Raw genomic sequence first — 19387 nt, 5'->3', positions numbered from 1 at the left:
TTTCGATTAGCGGTTTCAATTAGCTGTCTCCACCCGCAGGGGGTTCTTCCTTCAATCCGCCGTCAGAGCCTCCGCTGTCAAGCCCTCCTGTGCCGGAACCTGTAGTTCCATTTTCGGGAGCCATTCCGGGAGAATCCCCGCCTCCGTCCCCGCATGCGGTTAATACCAACATTACGGACATCACTACCGACAACAAGAATATTCCGGTTCTCTTCACTTGCTTTCTCCTCCTTATCCTGTTAGGCCTTATGATGTGCCTTGAAATATATAACCCGTGATTAGAGCATTGAAACAACTTTTTTGTTGAGAAATTTATGGGAAGTTATTCCTGTGGAAAGCAACATTGTCTGACAATAGGCTTCATACACCGGATAACTAATGGTGAACAATGGTAGGGGGTATGGTAAACTTCAAGTAGAATAACCATTATTCCTTGCAGGGAGGAATCGTCGATGGCTTATACCTTTTCGATCATTGGTTGTCAGCATCCGCACATGAATATTTTTATTAACGAAATGCTGGATCTCGGTCATACCTGTGCTGGAATTTACGATTCAGAGCCGCAATACTTGGCTAATTCAGTAGCTAGACAATTTAATGTCCCTATGTTTGAGGACAAGGAACAGATGCTGTCTCCCGGGGTGGATATAGTTGGATGCGGAGGAGTGTACAGTGAGAAAATCGACGTGATTGAGCTTTGCGAGCAGCATGGCAAGCATGTGATGGTGGATAAACCCGCAGTGACTAATAAAGCCGATTTGGTTCGCTTGGAGAACGTTATTGCAAGGGGCAAAATTCAGGTGGGCATGCTGCTGACGGAACGGTTTCGTCCGGCCATCGCTACTCTTAAAGAGCAAATTCGCAAGGGAAGGTTGGGGGAACTGGTAAGTCTGTCGTTCCGCAAGCCCCATCGATTAAAGCCGGCCACCCGGCCGGATTGGTTCTTTACCTATCATCACAGCGGAGGGATTGCCGTCGATCTGCTGGTCCACGACTTTGATTTGCTTCGTTGGCTCGCGGATGCGGAAGTTAAGGACGTTCATGGCTATATGACCAAGAGCATGCTGCCGCAGTACCCGGAATTTTATGATGCGATCAGCGTGCAGGTAGGAATGGACAATTATGTAACCGCTTCTTTATATGCAGATTGGCACTATCCTGAATCCAGCTGGACTTGGGGAGATTGTCGGATCTATGCCACGGGGACGAAAGGAACGGCGGAACTCCGGCTGGAGGGAGACCCGCTAATAGATTCCGCATCGGAATTGTTCTTGTCGGTTGGGAATGGGAAGCCGTATACCCGGGAGGAGCCGCTTCTTCCGACGCTTCCGATTTCCGAGGATTTTATTAATCGGATCGAAGGGCATTCATCTGTCTTAACCCATGATGATATTTTGGCAGCCACCCGTGCTTCACTTGTAACCGATGCGAATGTTGCAAAAATAGACCGGACCCCGAATTTGCCTTTGGAAAGATAGGATAGCTTTAGTGACAACCAATACAGGTTAATTGAAACGAGGATTATACCCCTCGGGGGTCCCGGTTAACTTTGCCAAATTTTCAATATTTCATTACACTATAAAATATGAATTCATTAAAGTTCGGGAAGAGGGGCTGAAGAACAGGATGCAGAAAAAAGATGGAATGAATTATGCGCCAACAGGAAAGGCGAACGCGGTAGTTGGAAAAGGAGAGTTTCCGATTGCTGCCATCGGACTCGATCACGGACACATCTTTGGGATGTGCAACGGTCTGTTAGAGGCGGGGGCCGAGCTGAAATGGGTGTACGACCCTGATCCGGCGAAATGCGCCAATTTTCAAAAACGTTATCCGCAAGTGCAGATTGCCGATAGTGAGGAGCAGATTTTGAATGATCCGGCTATCCGGCTGGTGGCCGGAGCCAAAATCCCGTCGGAGCGATGCGCTCTCGGGCTGCGGGTAATGGACCATGGCAAAGATTACTTTACGGATAAAGCGCCATTTACGACACTGGATCAACTGGAGCTGGCCAAAGCGAAGGTTCAGGAGACGGGTCGGAAATATGCGGTTTACTACAGTGAAAGGCTGCATGTAGAAAGCTCTGTGTACGCCGAGCAACTTATCCGGGAAGGAAGAATAGGCCGCGTTCTGCAGGTGATCGGCCTCGGACCTCATCGATTGAACGCGCCGTCCCGTCCGGACTGGTTCTTCAAGAAAGAGCAGTATGGAGGCATCCTGTGCGATATCGGCAGCCACCAGATTGAGCAATTTTTGACCTTTGCGGGAGTGAAGGACGCCGAGGTGGTTAGCAGCAAGGTGGCTAATTATAATAATAAGGAATACCCCGAGCTGGAAGACTTTGGGGATGCCACTCTGATTGGCGATAACGGGGCGACCAACTACTTCAGGGTAGACTGGTTTACCCCGGACGGGCTCGGAGTGTGGGGGGACGGGAGAACGATCATCCTCGGTACCGACGGGACGATTGAGCTGCGGAAATATATCGATGTAGCCAGAGATCCTCAGGGAGATCATGTTTATTTGTTCAACCAGGAAGGGGAGCAGCGTTTTTCGGTGCGCGGACAAATCGGATTCCCTTATTTTGGGAAGCTTATTCTCGATTGCTTGAACGGCACGGAGGAGGCGATGACTCAGAAACATGCCTTCAAGGCCGCCGAGCTTTGTCTAATTGCCCAGAATAAAGCCGTTAAGGTAGAATAGGCACATAATTCACTTTTATGGTTATCCTGCTTCATTATGCGTTACAATATAAATAGTGGAATGTACGAAATAGTTTAAGTCCGCGAGGGAGTGCTGGGGGTTCTTGGTTCCCAAGACCATCCTGGCACCCCTCGCTATCAATAGAGAGGCTGAGGCTGAACCAGTCTCTGCTAAGGAGATGTCTCATGCGTCCGGAACCCAGTCATAGAATTGACGACCGCGCTCTAACCGTTTGGCGTTGGGAAGGCGCGATTATTTCCATCCTGATGGCCGCGGCTGGTGGAGTTCTGTTGTTTTTAACCTTGAAATTCGATTGGCCTTATTGGATTTCCGCTCTGGTGTGGGGGCTGATCTTGCTGGGCATCGTATGGTTTGTACTCATTGTTCCCAAATGGAGCTGGCACCGCTGGCGCTATGAAATCCGGGATGAGGAGATCGATCTGCAAAGAGGAATTGTATTCCGTACCCGGACGATCATCCCGATGGTCAGGGTGCAGCACGTAGATACGAGTCAGGGCCCCATCATGCGCAAATTCGGGCTTTCTACGGTTACCTTCTCCACCGCTGCAGGCAGCCACGAAATTCCTGCGTTGGCGGGTGAAATAGCCGATCAGGTTAGAGACCGGATTGCCGAACTAGCGAGGGTTTCTCATGAAGATGTATGAGGCCAAGCGTCTTCATCCGGTGGCTGCGGTACTGTTGGCTCTGCGTACGGTTAAAGATTTTCTGCTGCCTATTCTGATCATTTTCGTGACCCAGATTTTTAGGGGGCAGGGCACCTCCGGGGAGTATTATTACAGGATTCTGTTCGGAGCGGTCTTCCTTGTTCTGGCTGTTGTTTCGGGGGTATGGTCGTGGGCTGTTTTTCGTTATGGAACGGAAGACGGCAAATTGTTCGTTTATCAAGGTGTCTTCTTTAAGAAGAGGCAGTATATCCCGTTCGAGCGGATTCAAAGCATCGACTTGACGGAAGGTGTGCTTCACAGACTGTTCGGATTAGTCCGTGTACAGGTTCAAACTGCCGGAGGCAGCAAGCCCGAAGCGGTTCTTGCCGCAGTCACGAAAGAAGCGGCGGCCCGGCTCCAGGAAGAGCTGCGGGGGGCACCGACCGCTAAGGCGCAAGCTGTCCCGGAAGACGGGAAGGTTGATTCACTCAACTTCCGGCGAACGGATGAGCCGGGAGTAGGGCATCCAGAGGCGATGGAGGGTCAGAAGCCGGCTTATCCGGATAATATAGCGGCAAGCAGAAGCGGGCAGCCTTCTTCCATCTTATCCGCTGACCATCCGCTAAAGCCTGAATCCATGCCTAAACCTTATCCGACGCGCAAGCTTCCCTTTGGCCAATTGTTTATTGCCGGATTAACCTCAGGAAGCCTGGGGGTGGCGTTTTCTCTTATTTTTGCAGGAGCTACACAGATTACGGAGTTCTTTCCGAATTGGATTCCAACAAACAATATTGTTCAATTGGGTTGGAAACTTATAGTCGTACTTCTGCTTGGGATTATATTGGCAGCGGCCTTGGTCGCCATTCTGTCTGCCATGCTCCGGTTTGCGAATTTTACCATTACAAGAAAAGGCGAGGAGCTGCTTATCGAGCGGGGGCTTCTGGAAATCAAGAGAGTGACCCTTCCGCTGAGACGGATTCAGGCCATCCTCATTGTGGAAGAGCCGATTTGGCAGCCGTTTGGCTTGGCAGCCGTGCATGTGGAGAGTGTTGGATACGGCAACGAAAAGGGAGAATCCACCTTATTGTTTCCTTTGCTGCGGCGGAGTGAAATCCAGCCTTTTCTAGAGCAATTCACGCCCGCATTCGTACGGGATGAAACCCGCTCCTACACCCCCGTACCCGTTAAAGCTATGCCGGGGTACTTGCTGCCGGCACCTGTATTCCTGGCGATCGTTACTTTGCTCGTTAGTTATTTTACTCCTTGGGGGGCGGTTGGCTGGCTGCTCGTTGCCGTATTTTTGCTGCTGGGCTGGTGGAAGCACAGGTCGGCCGGCTGGCTTGTGGAACGGGACCAGCTTATCTTCCGCTTTCGGAGAATTAGCCGGGTAACGGCTATAATTCCGAGAAGACGGATTCAGTCGTACAGCATCAGCCGTCACCCTCTGCAATTGAGAAAAGGGCTCTGCACGGCTAAGGCGACAGTCGCCTCTGGCGGAGGGGGAAGCGAGCTTGCCATTAAAGGAATGCCGGCGGAGGATGGACTGTCTATTCTTGCCTGGTATCGCAGGTGGAATGACGGGCCCGGCCATCCGCCATTAGAGAAGGAGGAGGAGCAATGAAGGCTTTAATTGTGATCGATTATACTTTTGATTTTGTCGAAGGGAAGCTGCCCTGCGGAGAACCCGCCATTGCTATAGAAGAGAGAATGGCCGGCCTGACGAGGGAGTTCGCAGAACGGGGCGATTTTGTAGTCATGGCGGTCGATTTGCATGAGGAGAATGATCCGGATCATCCGGAGACTCTTCTATTTCCTCCTCATAACATAAGGGGAACCAGCGGGCGAGAGCTGTACGGGCAACTGAAGGAAGTGTATGAGAAATACCAAGATCGTATTTACTGGATGGATAAAACAAGATATAGTTCTTTTCACGGAACCGATCTGGAGGAAAAGCTGCGCGAACGCGGGATTAAGGAAGTTCATCTCGTTGGAGTATGTACGGATATTTGCGTGCTGCATACTGCGGTGGAAGCTTATAATAAAGGGTTTCAAATCGTCATCCATCAGGATGCGGTAGCCAGTTTCAATCCGGCGGGGCATGCTTGGGCGCTCTCCCATTTTAAAGCTACCTTGGGAGCCAAAATTGTAAATGACGGATCGGTAATCAATGAATAGGGGGATTTAGGACGCTTTGGATTCTGCAAATATGTCTCTGCATACGGACAAATATCAAATCAACATGATGTATGCCCACTGGTATAATGGAAGCCATAATAACAAAACGGTGTTTGACGCTTATTTTCGCAAGCTGCCTTTCGGCAATGGATTCGCCGTGTTTGCCGGATTGGAGAGAATCGTTAATTATTTGAATGAACTGAAGTTCGACGAAGCTTCGATCCAATATTTGGCCGAGCAGGAGGAGAGCTATGATCCGCGTTTTCTGGACGAGCTGAGAGCCTTCCGCTTCACCGGCAATTTATATTCTATGGAAGAGGGATCCTTGGTCTTCCCGAACGAGCCTCTCATGAGAGTCGAGGCCAGAATATTCGAAGCCCAGCTTATTGAGACGGCGCTGCTTAACTTCATGAATTATCAGACGCTGTTGGCGACGAAAGCGGCAAGAATCAAGCAGGTGGCGGGAGCGGATCAATTGCTGGAGTTCGGGACCCGGAGAGCCCAGGAGGCCGATGCCGCCGTTTGGGGAGCGCGGGCAGCCTATGTGGCTGGTTTTGACGGAACGTCCAACATGCTGGCCGGGATGAAGTTCGGAATTCCGACGAAAGGGACGCATGCCCACGCCTGGGTACAGAGCCATCCCTCCGAGGAAGACGCGTTTGAACGATTTGCCGCCGCCTTGCCGCAGCAGGTTATCCTTCTTGTAGATACGTACGACACACTTAAAAGCGGGGTGCCTAACGCCATCAAGATTGGCCTTAAGCTGAAGGAACAGGGAAAGCGGCTGTTAGGCATCCGGTTGGATAGCGGAGATCTGGCCTACCTGTCTATACGGGCGCGCAAGATGCTGGATGAGGCAGGCTTGCAGGAGGTCAAAATTACTGCATCCAATGACTTGGATGAGAATACGATTTTTAACCTTAAGGCGCAAGGGGCCCAAATAGACTCATGGGGTGTGGGAACCCAGCTGATTACTGCCGGAGACCAGCCTTCGCTTGGCGGGGTTTACAAGCTGGTGGCCCGAGAAGTGGATGGAGAGTATATACCCGCCATTAAAATATCCGGCAATCCCGAGAAAATCACGACTCCCGGCATTAAAGAAGTATATCGGATCATTAATCGCTCAACAGGCAAGGCGGATGGAGACTATATTGCATTGCAGGAGGAAGACGAGGTTCAGCAGGGGAAGGATGTTAAACTGTTCAATCCGACCCATACGTTCATCCGCAAGACCGTGTCCAACTATGATGCGGTGCCCATGCTTAAACCGATATACATAGAAGGAGAACAGGTATACTCTCTTCCCGACCTGGGACAAATCCGCAAGCATCATAAAGAGCAATTGAGATTATTCTGGCCGGAATATTTACGGAAGCTTAATCCGGAGCTGTATCCAGTTTCATTAAGCCGGAAATTATGGGATATGAAGATGGAGCTGATAGACAAGCATCTGGCCGGGAAACAGCCTCCTGAATGATTCAGGACCGGCTGTTAACCGGTCCTGAGAGTAACATTATTCGCGGGAGCGATTGGTCATCTGCTGCCAGACGGAACCGAGAGCGGCTTCTCCGCCCTCGATTCGTTCAATGGCCAGATGGATCTGCATGCTCACCTCGAATTCCGGGTCGTCCTTGGCTGCCTTCAAAGCGGGCAAGGCGGTATCGTCTCCGGTTTCGTAGAGGAAGCGGGCAGCGCGCCAGCGGACGAGCTTGTTCCGATCCTGCAACGCTTCCGCCATCGGACCGATAGCGGCTGGATCACCCAAGTCCGACAGAGTATCGCCCGCCGTTCTGCGGACGGCCACGGTGGCGTCCTTCAATGCCTTGAACAAGAGAGGCATAACTTCCGGGCCTCCAATATCGCCGAGGTATACGGTAGCCAGGCGGCGGATCGACATTTGAGGGTCATCCAATACGCGGGCTAGCTGGGGAATCGCTTCTTCGGTCGGCTCGATTCGTTCCAGTGCGGCGTAACGGATTCGCCAATCCTCGCTGTTCATAGCCGATGCCAGCTCGTCCAGAGAGGCGGCTTCTTCCGTTACCGTATCTCCCGGCGCTTGCTGGACGGCTTGCTCGATCAAGGCTTGCAGCCGCTCCGAATCATACGCCGCGTCATATTCCCGGACGATTTCTTCGAGAACGTCCTTAAGCTCTCCGTAGCGAACGCCCTGCTCCTCCAATTTACGTTCTTTAATTAAATTGGGTGAAGCGAGTCCGGCAGTCATCGCCGCCTGGGAGAACCGTTCGGGAAGCGCAGCCCGCTGCTCCTCTGTGCCGCTGCTTACGCGAATTTGCATCGGGATTCCGCGGAACGACTGCACCAGCACCTTGACTTCGCCATAAGCAGGAGCTGCCTCATCGGCGGATACGGCTTCGGCCAAGGGGCTGGCGGCCGCTTGGTCGCTCTCTCCGATAATTTCTCTCGCCTGGGCAAGGATGCGCTGCCAGTCTCCTCGCGGATGGCGGTCTATGGCAAGAAAGTCGGAGGCGTGGTACAGGCCGGTGACTCCTTCAATGTCCAGCAGCTGCCGCAGCACCTCGGGAGCCTTGGATTTATCGGCGGCGGTATATTCCTTGCGGATGCCGTCGGGAAGCTTTTCATCCAAATTGATTTTCATCGAATTAGGACTTGGAGTAGGTTCTATGGAAATGATTCTCATCAAAGGTTACCTCCTTGCATCCAATGGGTATTCATTATTAAATGATACCATATTTTCGCCAGATTACCCGAATAGGAAGCTAAATTCAGTTAAATTTTTGAAAATATCTACTATATAAGATAGGTAATCTGTGCGAATTGGATCAGGGGTCAATGGGTGTACGAACCGGCAGCCTGCCGATTAACGTACCGGTTTGTTATCGTCACGGATGAACAACTGCTTGACGGTAGTATTGAACTGCTCCACGTAACTGTCGAGTGGATAGCCTTTCCAGCTTTCTTGGGCATAAGTGTTCATTTGGTTAATAAAATCGCGATTGGCCGAAATGTAAACCTGCTGTACCGATGGGTGGGCTTCCCGGATTTTGTTCGCGATGGTTTGCTTGAAGCCATGGGCTAACCGGTCAGGTTCTTCTACCGTGTCATAATTGTTAATGCCTGTCGCCAAGTCATTAGGGTTGGCATACTGGTTAAACGTAAACGGATTATACCGGCCCAGTGAAGTGCCTGAATTATTCGTTTCCTTACGTTCGCTTGTACTGCCGGTCGTTCCCGTTGCTGAATTGTCGACGAGGATGGCGCAGTAAGCATTGTGGTCGGTCAGCATGACGATGGCGCTGTTCACTCCGTCCAGCGACTCGACTTCCCGAGACAGCTTCTGGCTGAAGACCAGGCTGCTGTTATTATGAAGTGCCGTACTCTGCTGCTGGATACCGTAAGTCCGGTTACCTTGTTCGGCACGTGGAACTTCTTTGCTGCTGCCGTAATTGTTCGCGTTCCTGCGGTCCGCATTGAGATCGTAACAGCCGCTGGTCAAGACGACCAGAATGGCGATCATAGCAAAATATAAAGAGCGATTCAAATGAATATGCATGATTTTCCTCCTTGTTGCGAATAATCGTTGTATAGATAGGATGAGTCAGGAAGTTTAATTTATGCCAGGAAGCTAACGGGAAAACCTGTATAAACAAAGCCGGCTCTCCCTAAATGCCTGAAGACGAAAACCGTGTCGTGGCAAGGATTTAGAACATTGTGTGAACTTTCCTAGGAAGATTGACAAACCTTTATAACGAATTTATAGTTAATACGTATTAGGTTTCTTGACACGGTGCGCATCCATGGTGATAGCGGTTAAAACAGAATTGGGGTTGATAAAAGATGAATCGTTGGAAATTTGTATGGCGTCTAATGCCCCTTTTGGCGGTATTGGCGTTTTTGCTGACCGGATGTGGTGAACCTAACCTTTCCGCGCTTGATCCTAAAGGGCCTGTAGCAAGAGAACAGTTGTTCATGATCAAGCTCAGCATCGGAATCATGATATTCGTGTTTGTGGTCGTTATTTCCATCTACACGTATGTTTTGTTGCGCTTTTCCAAGCGTAAGGGTGACAAGGATATCATTCCTAAACAGGTGGAAGGAAGCCACTTGCTGGAGGTTATCTGGACCGTTATTCCGATCATTCTATTGATCATTCTCGCGGTTCCTACTGTCACTTATACTTTTAAGCATTCCGAGGATTATACTCAGAACGATGACGTCCTCCAGGTTAAAGTGACCGCGCATCAATTCTGGTGGCAATTCGAGTATCCTCAACATGGAATTGTTACGGCTCAAGATCTCGTCATTCCTGCGGGACAGAAGGTTTCGTTCCAGGTGACCGCTTCGGATGTGAACCACTCCTTCTGGGTGCCTGCGCTGGGTGGAAAAATTGACACGAACCCTGGCATGATGAACGTCAGCCATTTGGAAGCCGATGAACCGGGTATCTACCGTGGTAAATGTGCTGAGCTTTGCGGAGCCTCTCACGCCTTGATGGACTTTAAAGTGGTTGCGAAGACGGAAGCCGATTTCTTGGATTGGATTGAGGCCATGAAGAAACCTGCAACGATTACCGCTGATGCTGCTCAAGGAGAGCAAATTTTCAAAGATAACTGTTTAGCTTGTCATGCGGTTGGAGCGGATGGCTTAAGTATGGGGCCTAACCTGACAGGGTTCGCTGACCGCGAGTTGATTACGGGTATCCTGGAACATAATGACGAGAACCTAAAAGCTTGGATTCGCGATCCTCAGGCGGTCAAACCGGGCAATAAGATGCCTAAGGTTAATTTGACGGAGGAACAGCTGGATCAGCTTGTCAAATACTTAAATCAGTTAACGTTGAAATAGCGGACAGCTTTGAAAAAAGGAGGTTACCACGTTGGCTCAGTCTCATGCGGTAAAACGTTACACAGGCTTAATGGATTGGATCACAACGATTGACCATAAAAAAATCGGGATTCTGTATTTCCTGGCAGGGGGAATGTTCTTCCTGATCGGCGGATTGGAAGCCCTCTTGATCCGGATTCAGCTTCTTTACCCCAATTTGGAAATATTCGTTGGAGGCACGTTTAACCAATTAATTACAATGCATGGTACGACGATGATTTTCTTGGCGGCCATGCCTATGCTCTTAGGATTTATGAACGCGATCGTTCCGCTGCAAATCGGTGCTCGCGACGTTGCTTTCCCATTCTTGAACTCTCTTGGATTCTGGTTGTTCTTCTTCGGAGGACTGCTTCTGAACTTGAGCTGGTTCATGGGAGGAGCGCCTGACGCTGGGTGGACGGCTTATGTTCCGTTGTCCACGGACACCAGCTTGTTCGGAGTCGATTTCTATGTTCTTGGATTGCAGATTTCCGGTATCGGTACGCTGATTGGAGGAATTAACTTCCTCGTTACGATCGTGAACATGCGTGCTCCGGGAATGACTTACATGCGGATGCCGCTTTTTACTTGGACCGCATTTATCACTTCGGCATTGATTTTGTTTGCTTTCCCTGCAGTTACTGTAGGCTTGGTTCAGTTGATGTTCGACCGTCTGTTTGACGGAAACTTCTTTAACGTAGCCAAGGGAGGAAATATTGTTCTTTGGCAGCATATTTTCTGGATTTTCGGACACCCTGAAGTTTATATCCTGATCCTGCCGGCTTTCGGGATTATATCTGAAGTCGTCAGTACTTTCTCGAAAAAGAGACTGTTTGGATATAGTTCCATGGTGTTTGCAACGATCTTGATCGGTTTCCTTGGCTTCATGGTTTGGGTTCACCATATGTACACTGTAGGTATGGGACCTGTAGCTAACTCGATCTTCGCGGTAGCGACGATGGCCATTGCCGTACCGACTGGGATCAAAATCTTTAACTGGCTGTTTACAATGTGGGGCGGACAAATTCGCTTTACAGCAGCCAACCTGTGGGCAGTCGGTTTTATACCGACCTTCTTGCTGGGTGGAATGACCGGGGTAATGCTTTCCGTGCCTCCGGCCGACTTCCAGTATCACGACTCTTATTTCGTTGTAGCTCACTTCCACTACACTATTGTAGGGGGAATGATGTTCGGTCTCTTCTCCGGATTTTACTATTGGTGGCCTAAGATGTTCGGTCGTATGCTAAATGAAGGACTGGGCAAGCTGCATTTCTGGACATTCTTTATCGGATTCCATCTGACATTCTTCCCGCAGCACTTCTTGGGCTTGATGGGAATGCCGAGACGGGTTTACACCTTCCTGCCAGGGCAACAGCTCGAACTGGGTAACTTCCTGAGTACGATAGGTGCCATACTAATGGGTGTTGGTGTAGTCGTATTTATATTGAATATTATTATTGCAGCTATGAAACCCGCAGATGCGCCTGCCGATCCTTGGGATGCACGCACTCTGGAGTGGACTATTCCGTCCCCTGCTCCGGAATACAACTTTAAACAAACTCCGCTTGTACGTGGTTTGGACGCATTCTTTAAGGAAAAAATGGCTGGTAACAAAGAGATGACCCCGGCAGAACCGTTAGGGCCAATTCATATGCCGTCTCCATCAATTCTTCCGTTTATCATGTCCGTTGGACTGTTCATAGCGGGTTTCGGATTTATGTTTGCACGGTATGAGTTTAGTACCAGCTTGTGGAACACACTATTTGGAAATCACATTATAGCGATTTTCGGCCTTGCAATTTTCTTCCTCTGCATGATTATTCGTTCGTTTAAAGACGATCCGGGTTGGCATATTGAACTGGAAGAACTGCAAGAAAAGGGAGGTAAGGCTTAAATGGCAAATCACATGAACGGCACACTTCCTGCCCAACCGGAAAAAGCGACCCTTGAAGGAAAAAACAAGCTTCTGGCCTTCTGGTTTTTTCTAGGGGGCGAGACGGTTCTGTTCGGAACCTTGTTTGCGGGATTCATTGCTCTCCGCAACCAGGTTCCGGAGGGGCCAACCGCAGATGAAATTTTCAAACTGGGTATGGTCGGAGTCGCGACTTTAATCCTCTTGACGAGTTCGTTGACAAGTGTTTTAGCGATGATGGCCATGCATAAGCACCAGGTCAAAGCGATGCTTGGTTGGCTGATCGTAACGGTTGTTCTCGGATTATCCTTCCTGGGTTTGGAAATTTACGAATTTGTAGAGTATGTCCATGAAGGCCATACCTTTACAAGCAGCGCCTTTGGTACGGCCTTCTATACTTTGGTCGGATTCCACGGAGCGCACGTTATCTTCGGGATCATCTGGATTTCCCTGTTGATTATCCAAGGCTATAGGAAAGGGTTAACGGTAGTTACAGCACCCAAGTTTTACGTGGCCAGCTTATATTGGCACTACGTTGACGTCATCTGGGTATTCGTCTTTACGGTAGTTTATCTAATGGGAAAGGTGGGTTAAACGGATGAGTACAGAACAGCAAAATTCTGCGATCAAAACACGTCATCGCGTAGAAGGCCCCAAAAACCATTACATTACCTATATTGTATCCATAGTTTTAACGATGCTTGCCTTCGCTGCCGTTATTTACGGCGGGCTAAGCAAAGCGTTTCTTGTATCTTTCCTCATCCTGCTGGCTGCCGTTCAAGCGGTTTTCCAATTAGCCGTCTGGATGCATATGAAGGATAAAGAGCATACGTTTCCGATTATAGGAATTATTTTCGGAGTTATTTTCGGAATGTGTGGAGTTGTAGCAGCTTTGTTTTGGATTTGGTGGTAAGGTTTATAGGGAGGAGAGGCGGATTATACTTCAACGTACCGCCTCTCCTTCTTTAAAATTATAGAATGTATAAAAATCGTTATTGGTAAATTTCGACGGTAAACGCAGACATTCCTGAATAGAGATCAAGAACATCGCAGGCGTTTATCCTTGAATACTCAAGCAGATTGAATTTTGTAAACTGGACTATAAGGGGGCTAAATCCCGTGCCGAATACAGGACATATCCATCACCAAAACCCGGATTTCTTCGCCTTGTGGAGACCTGACATCTTTCTGCTCATGGTTCTGGTCGGAATCGTCTACTTTTATTTCATGGGACCAGGACGTAAGCTGTTTGCAGAATCCGAACCAGTCAGTGGAGGAACGAAAGCATTAATGATTACTGCGCTTGGCGTGTTTTATATTGCGCAGGGAACTCCGATTAATTTTTACGGACACAGCTTTTTGTTTAGTTCTCACATGCTGCAGATGTCATTAATTTACCTCGTCTTCCCGCCTTTGTTTTATCTGGGCCTTCCACATTGGTTTGTTAAATCGATTATAGAAATTAAGTGGATCAAACCTTGGCTTTACCGGGTAACTCATCCTCTTATTAGTGTAATCATATTTAATGCTTTGTTTTCTTTCTACCATATCCCTACCATTTTTAACTACATGATGGAATATCATGGTCTCCATCTCATCTATCATTGGGTACTAATGGTAACTGCCTTCCAGATGTGGTTTCCGATCTTTGTCAAAGATCCTAAGTGGGCCAGAGTCAACGGTCTTCAGAAGATGGTGTATATGTTTGCCAACGGCGTATTGCTGACCCCGGCTTGCGCACTGCTGATCTTTACTCAAGTATTGGTGTACGATGTATATGTAGGAGCGCCGCAAACGTTATCCTTCCTTCCACCGATAGACGATCAACAAATGGGCGGAGTCGTGATGAAAATTATGCAGGAGATCGTCTATGGAATTGTTCTGGCCTATAGTTTCTTTGAATGGTATCGCTCGGAAAGGAAGAAGGAAGAACAACTGGACCTGGACATGATGGAAGCCCTACGACCTATGCAGAAATCGGAAGCATCGGAATCTCGGGATTCTGCTGTATTAAAGCCTAATCAAGTACCATCATCATAATATTAATGGGACGGGATCGAATTGAGCATTCTACTTCCAACAATCAGTACAACTTTCATTGCTATTAGTGCCATATTAGTAGCTATAGGCTGGTATCACATTCGTCAAAAAAATCGGTTGGCGCATGAACGGTTTATGGTTTCCGGGGCTATTTTTGCCCTTGCTTTTTTTATTGTATATATGTCCAGAACAATCTTTGCCGGAAATACGGCCATTGCGGAGAGCACTCCGGATTTGGTTAAAACCTTCTATTATATTTTCTTGTTATTTCACATTACTCTAGCTACTGTTTCCGCCGTATTTGGTCTGGTTACTCTTACGCTAGCTTTTAAGAAGAACTTCGCCAAGCATAGAAAAATCGGCCGCTGGACGGCCGTCATGTGGCTTGTAACAGCTCCTACCGGAATCTTCGTCTATACACTGCTGTATATTATTTATCCGGGCGGAGAAACGAAGCCAGTGATTGATGCTATTTTTGGTTGGTAATCAAATAGGGAGAGTCCTGAAGATCTGCATGTTAATAGGTGCAGATCTTTTTTGTATGGTTAAAGCTATATAAATTGAACTAAAGAATTCGTAGATCATGGAGTGGAGAAAGAAAGATGCTTAGTGCCACATATATAGACTTAATATCAAAATAGGGGAATGATGGAAAAACGGAATTAAGTATTGCACAATAAATCCCAAGTGAGTATACTGTATATGAAGATATACACAGTAAGCACAATGAAAGATTAATGTTACAGGTTATAAGAATGACAGGGAGAGGGGAAAATCTTTGGCCAGGGCTCAATTATGGAAGAATGTACAATTTTTAATTAAATATGAAAGCAGGCGAACCGGCTGGGGATGGTTTTGGACGGCCATTATCTTTTCATGCTTCGCCTTGACTGCTATTTCGTTATTAAACAACATCAGGGCCGATGACAGTAATTTTAGCCGAATCTTTAATCGATTTGTGACTGACCTTTTTTTTATGTCGATCATGGGTTCTCTAGGATTTACTTTCCTCTCCAAGGACTACAGGTCGAGCTGGTGGAAAAGAAATACGATTTCTAAAAAGCTGGTGTTGATGAGAAGTCTGCCGATTACTGTTGTCGAGATCGTTCTTAGCCGGGTGGCTGTTTTACTGATGACTTTAGTTATAATAGGCTTTTGTTTCTTTTCGGTTATTTATGGTCTGGGACAATGGGGGGCTCTCCCGCTTAGTGGAACGGAGTACATCCGATTTGTGTTCATCTGGCTTGGCTATGCATTAGCCTGCGGCGGCTTCTATATGTATATGGAATTTGCGCTTAAAGAAAAGGTCTACGTTATATGGTGCTTCATCCTCGTGATAGGCTTTATCTTAATTGCAGCGGGATTGCAGTGGGTCGGCATTAATTTGGTCGAGGGAAGTATGGAGCTTGCTCAACATTACGGCATAGCTATCCCTTTGATTAGTGTCCTGAGCGGCAGCTTGATCCTAGCGGGCTGTTCCTGGATCTCCGTTCGCAAGCTGGAACGTCGTGAATTGGGATAGAGGGTTGGAGAAGGGATTGGAGGTGGAGGGATGCGAATCCCGGTCACGATATCGAACGATAGCGGCAAGCCCCTCTATCATCAAATAAAGGAACAACTGAGGGCGATGATCTTGAGTGGAAATTTGCCTGAAGGAATACTGCTGCCCTCGATCCGGGAATTTGCCGCGGATTTGTCCTGCAGTGTCATTACGATCAGACGGGTCTATCAAGATCTGGAGCAAGAGGGCTTGCTGTATACGAGGCAAGGGACAGGTACTTTTGTAGCCAAGGTAGGCTATGTGCAGCGGGAAAGGTTTCGCAATGCAGCAGTGTATGAAGCTTTTCGCAATGCGGTGGAGACCGGAAGACAGGTGAACTGCACAGACGAAGAGATGAGGGAGATATTGAATAGTTTGCTGGAAGAGACAGATCTAATCGATGAGTAAGGAGAGAAGGCTGATGAATACGGTATTGAACGTTTCGGGGGTTCAGAAGCAGTATGAATCCGGGTTTGCCCTGGGGCCGCTAAGCTTTGTTCTCGATCAAGGCTACATTGCAGCTGTAGTCGGGCCTAACGGGTCCGGCAAGAGCACGCTGTTCAAGATGCTGATGAACCTGGTGAACCCCGATCAAGGCTCGATTTCCTTATTTGATAAAGGATATCCGCAGGACGAGACAGATATCAAGCGCCGAATAGGTTATGTTCCCGAGCTGTCCGAATGGGATGACAGTTGGAAGAAGGCCCGGGATACGATTCATTTCTACTCCCATTGGTTTCCGGGCTGGGACGAAAGACGGCTCCAGAGGCTGATGGATCGATTCTCACTAACTTCAGATCTTTCTTTCAAGGGAATGTCCAAAGGGGTCCAAAGAAAGCTCTCCATAGTATTGGCGATGGCACACGATCCCGATCTTCTGCTTCTGGATGAGCCTTCGTCCGGGTTGGATCCTTTTGCCTCCCGCGTGATGATCGATGAAATTCAGCGGTACATGGATTCGGGAACCAAGTCCGTATTAGTCGCCACCCATATTATGGAAGAGGTTAAAAAGCTGGCGGATTACGTCATCTTCCTCTCTTACGGAAGTCTGCTGGGCATTTTTGAGAAAGACACTCTATTGGACGAATGGAAGGTCATCTGGGCGGAGCAGTTCCCTCGACAGCCGAAGTCGATTCCGGGCTTGGTAGAAATAACCGGTACGGGACCTTACCAAATCATTACCCGTTCGTTCGAGCCCACTCGACACGGCTTATCTGAAGAGGGGATAACCATTATCAAAACCGAGGCACTGGAACTGGATGAAATCTTATATTATTTATTGCATTCACAGGAAAGTTCAGCCATAAGGGAAGGGGAGAAGAGCAATAATGAACCAATTGGAAATTGATCAAATCAAAAAACACTTTGGCGACCATACCGCTGTTAACGGAATCAGCCTTGAAGTAAGAGAAGGGGAAATTTTTGGACTACTAGGGGGTAACGGAGCGGGCAAAACAACAACGATGAGGATGGTATTGGGTCTGATCCTTCCGGATAGCGGTCGAATTATGTGGAAGGGGCAGCCTTATCATGACGGTCTTAGACAGTCTATGGGCTATTTACCGGAGGAGCGAGGGCTGTATCCGAAGATCAAAGTAAGCGAGCAAATTGTATACTTGGCGGAATTAAGAGGGATGTCGAGGAAAGAGGCTGACAAAAAGCTTAAAGAATGGCTTGATAAATTTGAAGTCCCGGAATATTACAATAAAAAAGTGGAAGAGCTGTCCAAGGGGAATCAGCAAAAAATCCAATTCATCGCTGCGGTTATCCATAATCCGGATATTCTCATTCTCGACGAGGCTTTTAGCGGACTGGATCCCGTTAACGTGGAGCTTCTCAAGAAAACCGTATTGGAGCTGAGGAACGAAGGGAAAACCATTCTTTTTTCCAGCCACCGGATGGATCATGTGGAGGAGCTTTGCCAGAACATCTGTATTCTGCATAAATCGAATGTAGTGCTTAAGGGAAATTTAAGGGAGATTAAGAGCACGTTCCCGAAGGAGAGAATTATTCTGGAGACGGACAAGGAAGTTCAAGGTTTAGAAGGCATTCAAGGAGTAACCGCAGTCCACCAACGGGAAAACGGGTTGGAAATCCGTATTTCCGATATCCAATCGGCTCAGCCCATATTAAAAGCTGCGATGGAGCAGGCTAACGTGTCCAGATTTCAGGTTATGGAGCCTACCTTAAACGAAATCTTTATCAAGAAAGTAGGTAGAGAGCATGAGTAATATGATGAGCGTGGTCCGTTTTACATTCAAGAATCGGTTCTTAGCGAAAGCGTCCATTGTCTCTACGATCATCTTTGTTGTATTAATCAGCGTAGTGATTAACCTGCCCTTTATTATTTCATTATTTTCCTCCGACGATACGACCAGCATCGGAATAACGCAAAGCGGCAGCTATTCTGAGCAAATGGCGGCTTCCTTGCAGCAGGAAGAAGAGAAAATAAAGATCGTGCTGCTGCCGGATGCCGGTTCTCCGGAAGCCAATCTGCAGCAAGCGAAGGAGCGGATCGATAACGGTGAATTAACCGGTTATTTGGAAGTGGCGGAGGAGAACGGGGTATTGTTCAAGGCAGTCTACCACTCCGATAAATCGCTCGGGACGAGTGAGCAGTCGATGTTGACGACGGTTTTGCAGTCCATTAAGACAGAAGCGGTCGTTAAAGAGCTTGGGCTGAGTCAAGAGCAGCTGGCGAAGCTGAACTCTCCGATCGAATTGGAAAGTATGCAATTGACTCCGGCTGAAGGGTCGGGAGCGGAGAAGGAGCCGGGAGAAAAAATGGTGGCTGTCGGATTGGTCTACGTTCTCGTGTTCCTGCTGTTCATGTCGGTAATGTTGTATGGAAATTTGATATCGACCGAAGTGACGGCGGAGAAAAGCTCGCGGGTCATGGAAATTCTCATCTCCAGCATCTCACCGTTAACGCAAATGTTTGGTAAAGTATTGGGAATGCTGCTGCTCGGACTGTCTCAAATAGGAATCTATATAGTCGTCGCCGCCATCAACATCATGCTTCCGCACAATTTAGAAATACTGAGCTCTTTGGATATCCAACTGAGCCAAATCCCGCTGTCGTTAATTGCAGGCTTTCTATTTTTCTACTTGTCCGGATTCTTGCTCTACGCTTTTCTATTTGCGGCTGTAGGTTCTCTGGTCAGCCGGACAGAGGATCTCGGTCAGGCGGTCACTCCGCTGACGTTTATTCTGTTGGCTGGCTTCTACATCGGCATGTTTGGCTTAAGCAGTCCGGACAGTACCTTCGTTGTCGTCACGTCCTACATTCCGTTTTTTACCCCGATGATTATGTTCTTGCGGGTGGGATTGGGTGAGCCGGCTCTGTGGGAAATCGGCTTATCCATCGTGATTATGCTGGCATCGATTGGTTTCTTCGGATGGCTGTCGGCCAAAATTTACCGCGTCGGCGTCCTCATGTACGGCAAACGTCCTTCCTGGAAGGAAGTTCGCAAGGCGATGAAGGCTTATAATGTTTAAGGGTTAATACAAACG

At 48.3% G+C, this 19387-nt stretch carries 20 protein-coding genes; 17 read left to right on the top strand and 3 right to left on the bottom strand.

Annotation, left to right across the window (positions count from 1 at the left end):
• Positions 1-19 precede the first annotated feature (19 nt).
• A complete protein-coding gene (locus KJS69_RS19875; protein WP_213585543.1) occupies positions 20-217 on the bottom strand; it encodes a hypothetical protein in 198 nt (65 codons plus the stop codon).
• Positions 218-452: 235 nt separating this feature from the next.
• Between KJS69_RS19875 and KJS69_RS19870 the strand changes: the two genes are divergently transcribed.
• From KJS69_RS19870 to KJS69_RS19845, 6 genes are all read left to right on the top strand, one after another.
• A complete protein-coding gene (locus tag KJS69_RS19870) occupies positions 453-1478 on the top strand; it encodes a Gfo/Idh/MocA family protein (RefSeq protein WP_213585542.1) in 1026 nt (341 codons plus the stop codon).
• A 148-nt stretch (positions 1479-1626) separates the two neighbouring features.
• A complete protein-coding gene (locus tag KJS69_RS19865) occupies positions 1627-2700 on the top strand; it encodes a Gfo/Idh/MocA family protein (RefSeq protein WP_213585541.1) in 1074 nt (357 codons plus the stop codon).
• A 185-nt stretch (positions 2701-2885) separates the two neighbouring features.
• Entirely contained in the window at positions 2886-3365 is a 480-nt protein-coding gene (locus tag KJS69_RS19860) for a PH domain-containing protein (RefSeq protein ID WP_213585540.1), read from the top strand.
• Positions 3352-4986, top strand: a complete 1635-nt coding sequence (locus KJS69_RS19855) for a PH domain-containing protein (protein ID WP_213585539.1) — start codon at positions 3352-3354, stop codon at positions 4984-4986. The genes KJS69_RS19860 and KJS69_RS19855 overlap by 14 nt, the downstream gene beginning before the upstream one ends.
• A complete protein-coding gene (locus KJS69_RS19850; protein ID WP_213585538.1) occupies positions 4983-5540 on the top strand; it encodes a cysteine hydrolase family protein in 558 nt (185 codons plus the stop codon). The genes KJS69_RS19855 and KJS69_RS19850 overlap by 4 nt, the downstream gene beginning before the upstream one ends.
• A gap of 16 nt (positions 5541-5556) precedes the next feature.
• Positions 5557-7017: a nicotinate phosphoribosyltransferase gene (locus tag KJS69_RS19845; RefSeq protein WP_213585537.1), complete on the top strand. Its 1461-nt coding sequence runs from the start codon at positions 5557-5559 to the stop codon at positions 7015-7017.
• Between the two features lie 36 nt (positions 7018-7053).
• On the opposite strand, the gene KJS69_RS19840 is transcribed toward KJS69_RS19845, so the two are convergent.
• Both KJS69_RS19840 and KJS69_RS19835 read right to left on the bottom strand, forming a co-directional pair.
• Positions 7054-8199 (bottom strand): conserved virulence factor C family protein, encoded by a 1146-nt coding sequence (locus tag KJS69_RS19840; RefSeq protein WP_213585536.1) that lies wholly within the window; start codon positions 8197-8199, stop codon positions 7054-7056.
• A 180-nt stretch (positions 8200-8379) separates the two neighbouring features.
• Positions 8380-9072, bottom strand: a complete 693-nt coding sequence (locus KJS69_RS19835; RefSeq protein ID WP_213585535.1) for a YhcN/YlaJ family sporulation lipoprotein — start codon at positions 9070-9072, stop codon at positions 8380-8382.
• Positions 9073-9356: 284 nt separating this feature from the next.
• Here KJS69_RS19835 and coxB point away from each other — a divergent pair, with 284 nt between their 5' ends.
• The 11 genes from coxB to KJS69_RS19780 all read left to right on the top strand — a co-directional run bounded on the left by coxB (position 9357) and on the right by KJS69_RS19780 (position 19372).
• Positions 9357-10364: a cytochrome c oxidase subunit II gene (gene coxB / locus KJS69_RS19830; protein ID WP_213585534.1), complete on the top strand. Its 1008-nt coding sequence runs from the start codon at positions 9357-9359 to the stop codon at positions 10362-10364.
• 70 nt (positions 10365-10434) lie between these two features.
• On the top strand, positions 10435-12276 hold the full coding sequence (gene ctaD / locus KJS69_RS19825; RefSeq protein ID WP_213585678.1) for a cytochrome c oxidase subunit I: 1842 nt from the start codon (positions 10435-10437) through the stop codon (positions 12274-12276).
• Positions 12277-12888 carry a cytochrome (ubi)quinol oxidase subunit III gene (locus KJS69_RS19820; RefSeq protein WP_213585533.1) on the top strand — a complete coding sequence of 204 codons (612 nt, stop codon included), beginning with the start codon at positions 12277-12279 and terminating at the stop codon, positions 12886-12888.
• A gap of 4 nt (positions 12889-12892) precedes the next feature.
• Entirely contained in the window at positions 12893-13207 is a 315-nt protein-coding gene (locus KJS69_RS19815; protein WP_213585532.1) for a cytochrome C oxidase subunit IV family protein, read from the top strand.
• A 206-nt stretch (positions 13208-13413) separates the two neighbouring features.
• On the top strand, positions 13414-14334 hold the full coding sequence (locus KJS69_RS19810) for a cytochrome c oxidase assembly protein (protein WP_213585531.1): 921 nt from the start codon (positions 13414-13416) through the stop codon (positions 14332-14334).
• Between the two features lie 15 nt (positions 14335-14349).
• Positions 14350-14820, top strand: coding sequence for a DUF420 domain-containing protein (locus tag KJS69_RS19805; protein WP_213585677.1), 471 nt, complete (start codon positions 14350-14352; stop codon positions 14818-14820).
• A gap of 292 nt (positions 14821-15112) precedes the next feature.
• Positions 15113-15856 carry a hypothetical protein gene (locus tag KJS69_RS19800; RefSeq protein WP_213585530.1) on the top strand — a complete coding sequence of 248 codons (744 nt, stop codon included), beginning with the start codon at positions 15113-15115 and terminating at the stop codon, positions 15854-15856.
• Positions 15857-15886: 30 nt separating this feature from the next.
• Positions 15887-16282, top strand: a complete 396-nt coding sequence (locus tag KJS69_RS19795; RefSeq protein WP_213585529.1) for a GntR family transcriptional regulator — start codon at positions 15887-15889, stop codon at positions 16280-16282.
• A 13-nt stretch (positions 16283-16295) separates the two neighbouring features.
• The gene (locus tag KJS69_RS19790) at positions 16296-17222 is read left to right on the top strand and encodes an ABC transporter ATP-binding protein (RefSeq protein ID WP_213585528.1); all 927 of its coding nucleotides are present in this window, start codon (positions 16296-16298) and stop codon (positions 17220-17222) included.
• Complete coding sequence (locus tag KJS69_RS19785) at positions 17203-18105, top strand: ABC transporter ATP-binding protein (protein WP_213585527.1); 903 nt, start codon at positions 17203-17205, stop codon at positions 18103-18105. Before KJS69_RS19790 ends, KJS69_RS19785 begins: the two co-directional genes overlap by 20 nt.
• Complete coding sequence (locus tag KJS69_RS19780) at positions 18098-19372, top strand: ABC transporter permease (protein WP_213585526.1); 1275 nt, start codon at positions 18098-18100, stop codon at positions 19370-19372. The genes KJS69_RS19785 and KJS69_RS19780 overlap by 8 nt, the downstream gene beginning before the upstream one ends.
• The last annotated feature ends 15 nt before the right edge of the window (positions 19373-19387 follow it).

It is taken from the genome of Paenibacillus sp. J2TS4 (assembly GCF_018403245.1).
Lineage (GTDB): Bacteria > Bacillota > Bacilli > Paenibacillales > NBRC-103111 > Paenibacillus_L.
Note: the sequence above shows the minus strand (reverse complement) of the source record. Positions and strands in the feature narration are given on the sequence as shown.

What these genes read in the sequence shown, in the direction of transcription:
- KJS69_RS19870 (WP_213585542.1), top strand. Translation starts at nt 453, where the DNA reads ATGGCTTATACCTTTTCGATCATTGGTTGTCAGCATCCGCACATGAAT.
- KJS69_RS19865 (WP_213585541.1), top strand. Translation starts at nt 1,627, where the DNA reads ATGCAGAAAAAAGATGGAATGAATTATGCGCCAACAGGAAAGGCGAAC.
- KJS69_RS19860 (WP_213585540.1), top strand. Translation starts at nt 2,886, where the DNA reads ATGCGTCCGGAACCCAGTCATAGAATTGACGACCGCGCTCTAACCGTT.
- KJS69_RS19855 (WP_213585539.1), top strand. Translation starts at nt 3,352, where the DNA reads ATGAAGATGTATGAGGCCAAGCGTCTTCATCCGGTGGCTGCGGTACTG.
- KJS69_RS19850 (WP_213585538.1), top strand. Translation starts at nt 4,983, where the DNA reads ATGAAGGCTTTAATTGTGATCGATTATACTTTTGATTTTGTCGAAGGG.
- KJS69_RS19840 (WP_213585536.1), bottom strand. Translation starts at nt 8,199, where the DNA reads ATGAGAATCATTTCCATAGAACCTACTCCAAGTCCTAATTCGATGAAA.
- KJS69_RS19835 (WP_213585535.1), bottom strand. Translation starts at nt 9,072, where the DNA reads ATGCATATTCATTTGAATCGCTCTTTATATTTTGCTATGATCGCCATT.
- coxB (WP_213585534.1), top strand. Translation starts at nt 9,357, where the DNA reads ATGAATCGTTGGAAATTTGTATGGCGTCTAATGCCCCTTTTGGCGGTA.
- ctaD (WP_213585678.1), top strand. Translation starts at nt 10,435, where the DNA reads ATGGATTGGATCACAACGATTGACCATAAAAAAATCGGGATTCTGTAT.
- KJS69_RS19820 (WP_213585533.1), top strand. Translation starts at nt 12,277, where the DNA reads ATGGCAAATCACATGAACGGCACACTTCCTGCCCAACCGGAAAAAGCG.
- KJS69_RS19815 (WP_213585532.1), top strand. Translation starts at nt 12,893, where the DNA reads ATGAGTACAGAACAGCAAAATTCTGCGATCAAAACACGTCATCGCGTA.
- KJS69_RS19795 (WP_213585529.1), top strand. Translation starts at nt 15,887, where the DNA reads ATGCGAATCCCGGTCACGATATCGAACGATAGCGGCAAGCCCCTCTAT.
- KJS69_RS19790 (WP_213585528.1), top strand. Translation starts at nt 16,296, where the DNA reads ATGAATACGGTATTGAACGTTTCGGGGGTTCAGAAGCAGTATGAATCC.
- KJS69_RS19785 (WP_213585527.1), top strand. Translation starts at nt 17,203, where the DNA reads ATGAACCAATTGGAAATTGATCAAATCAAAAAACACTTTGGCGACCAT.
- KJS69_RS19780 (WP_213585526.1), top strand. Translation starts at nt 18,098, where the DNA reads ATGAGTAATATGATGAGCGTGGTCCGTTTTACATTCAAGAATCGGTTC.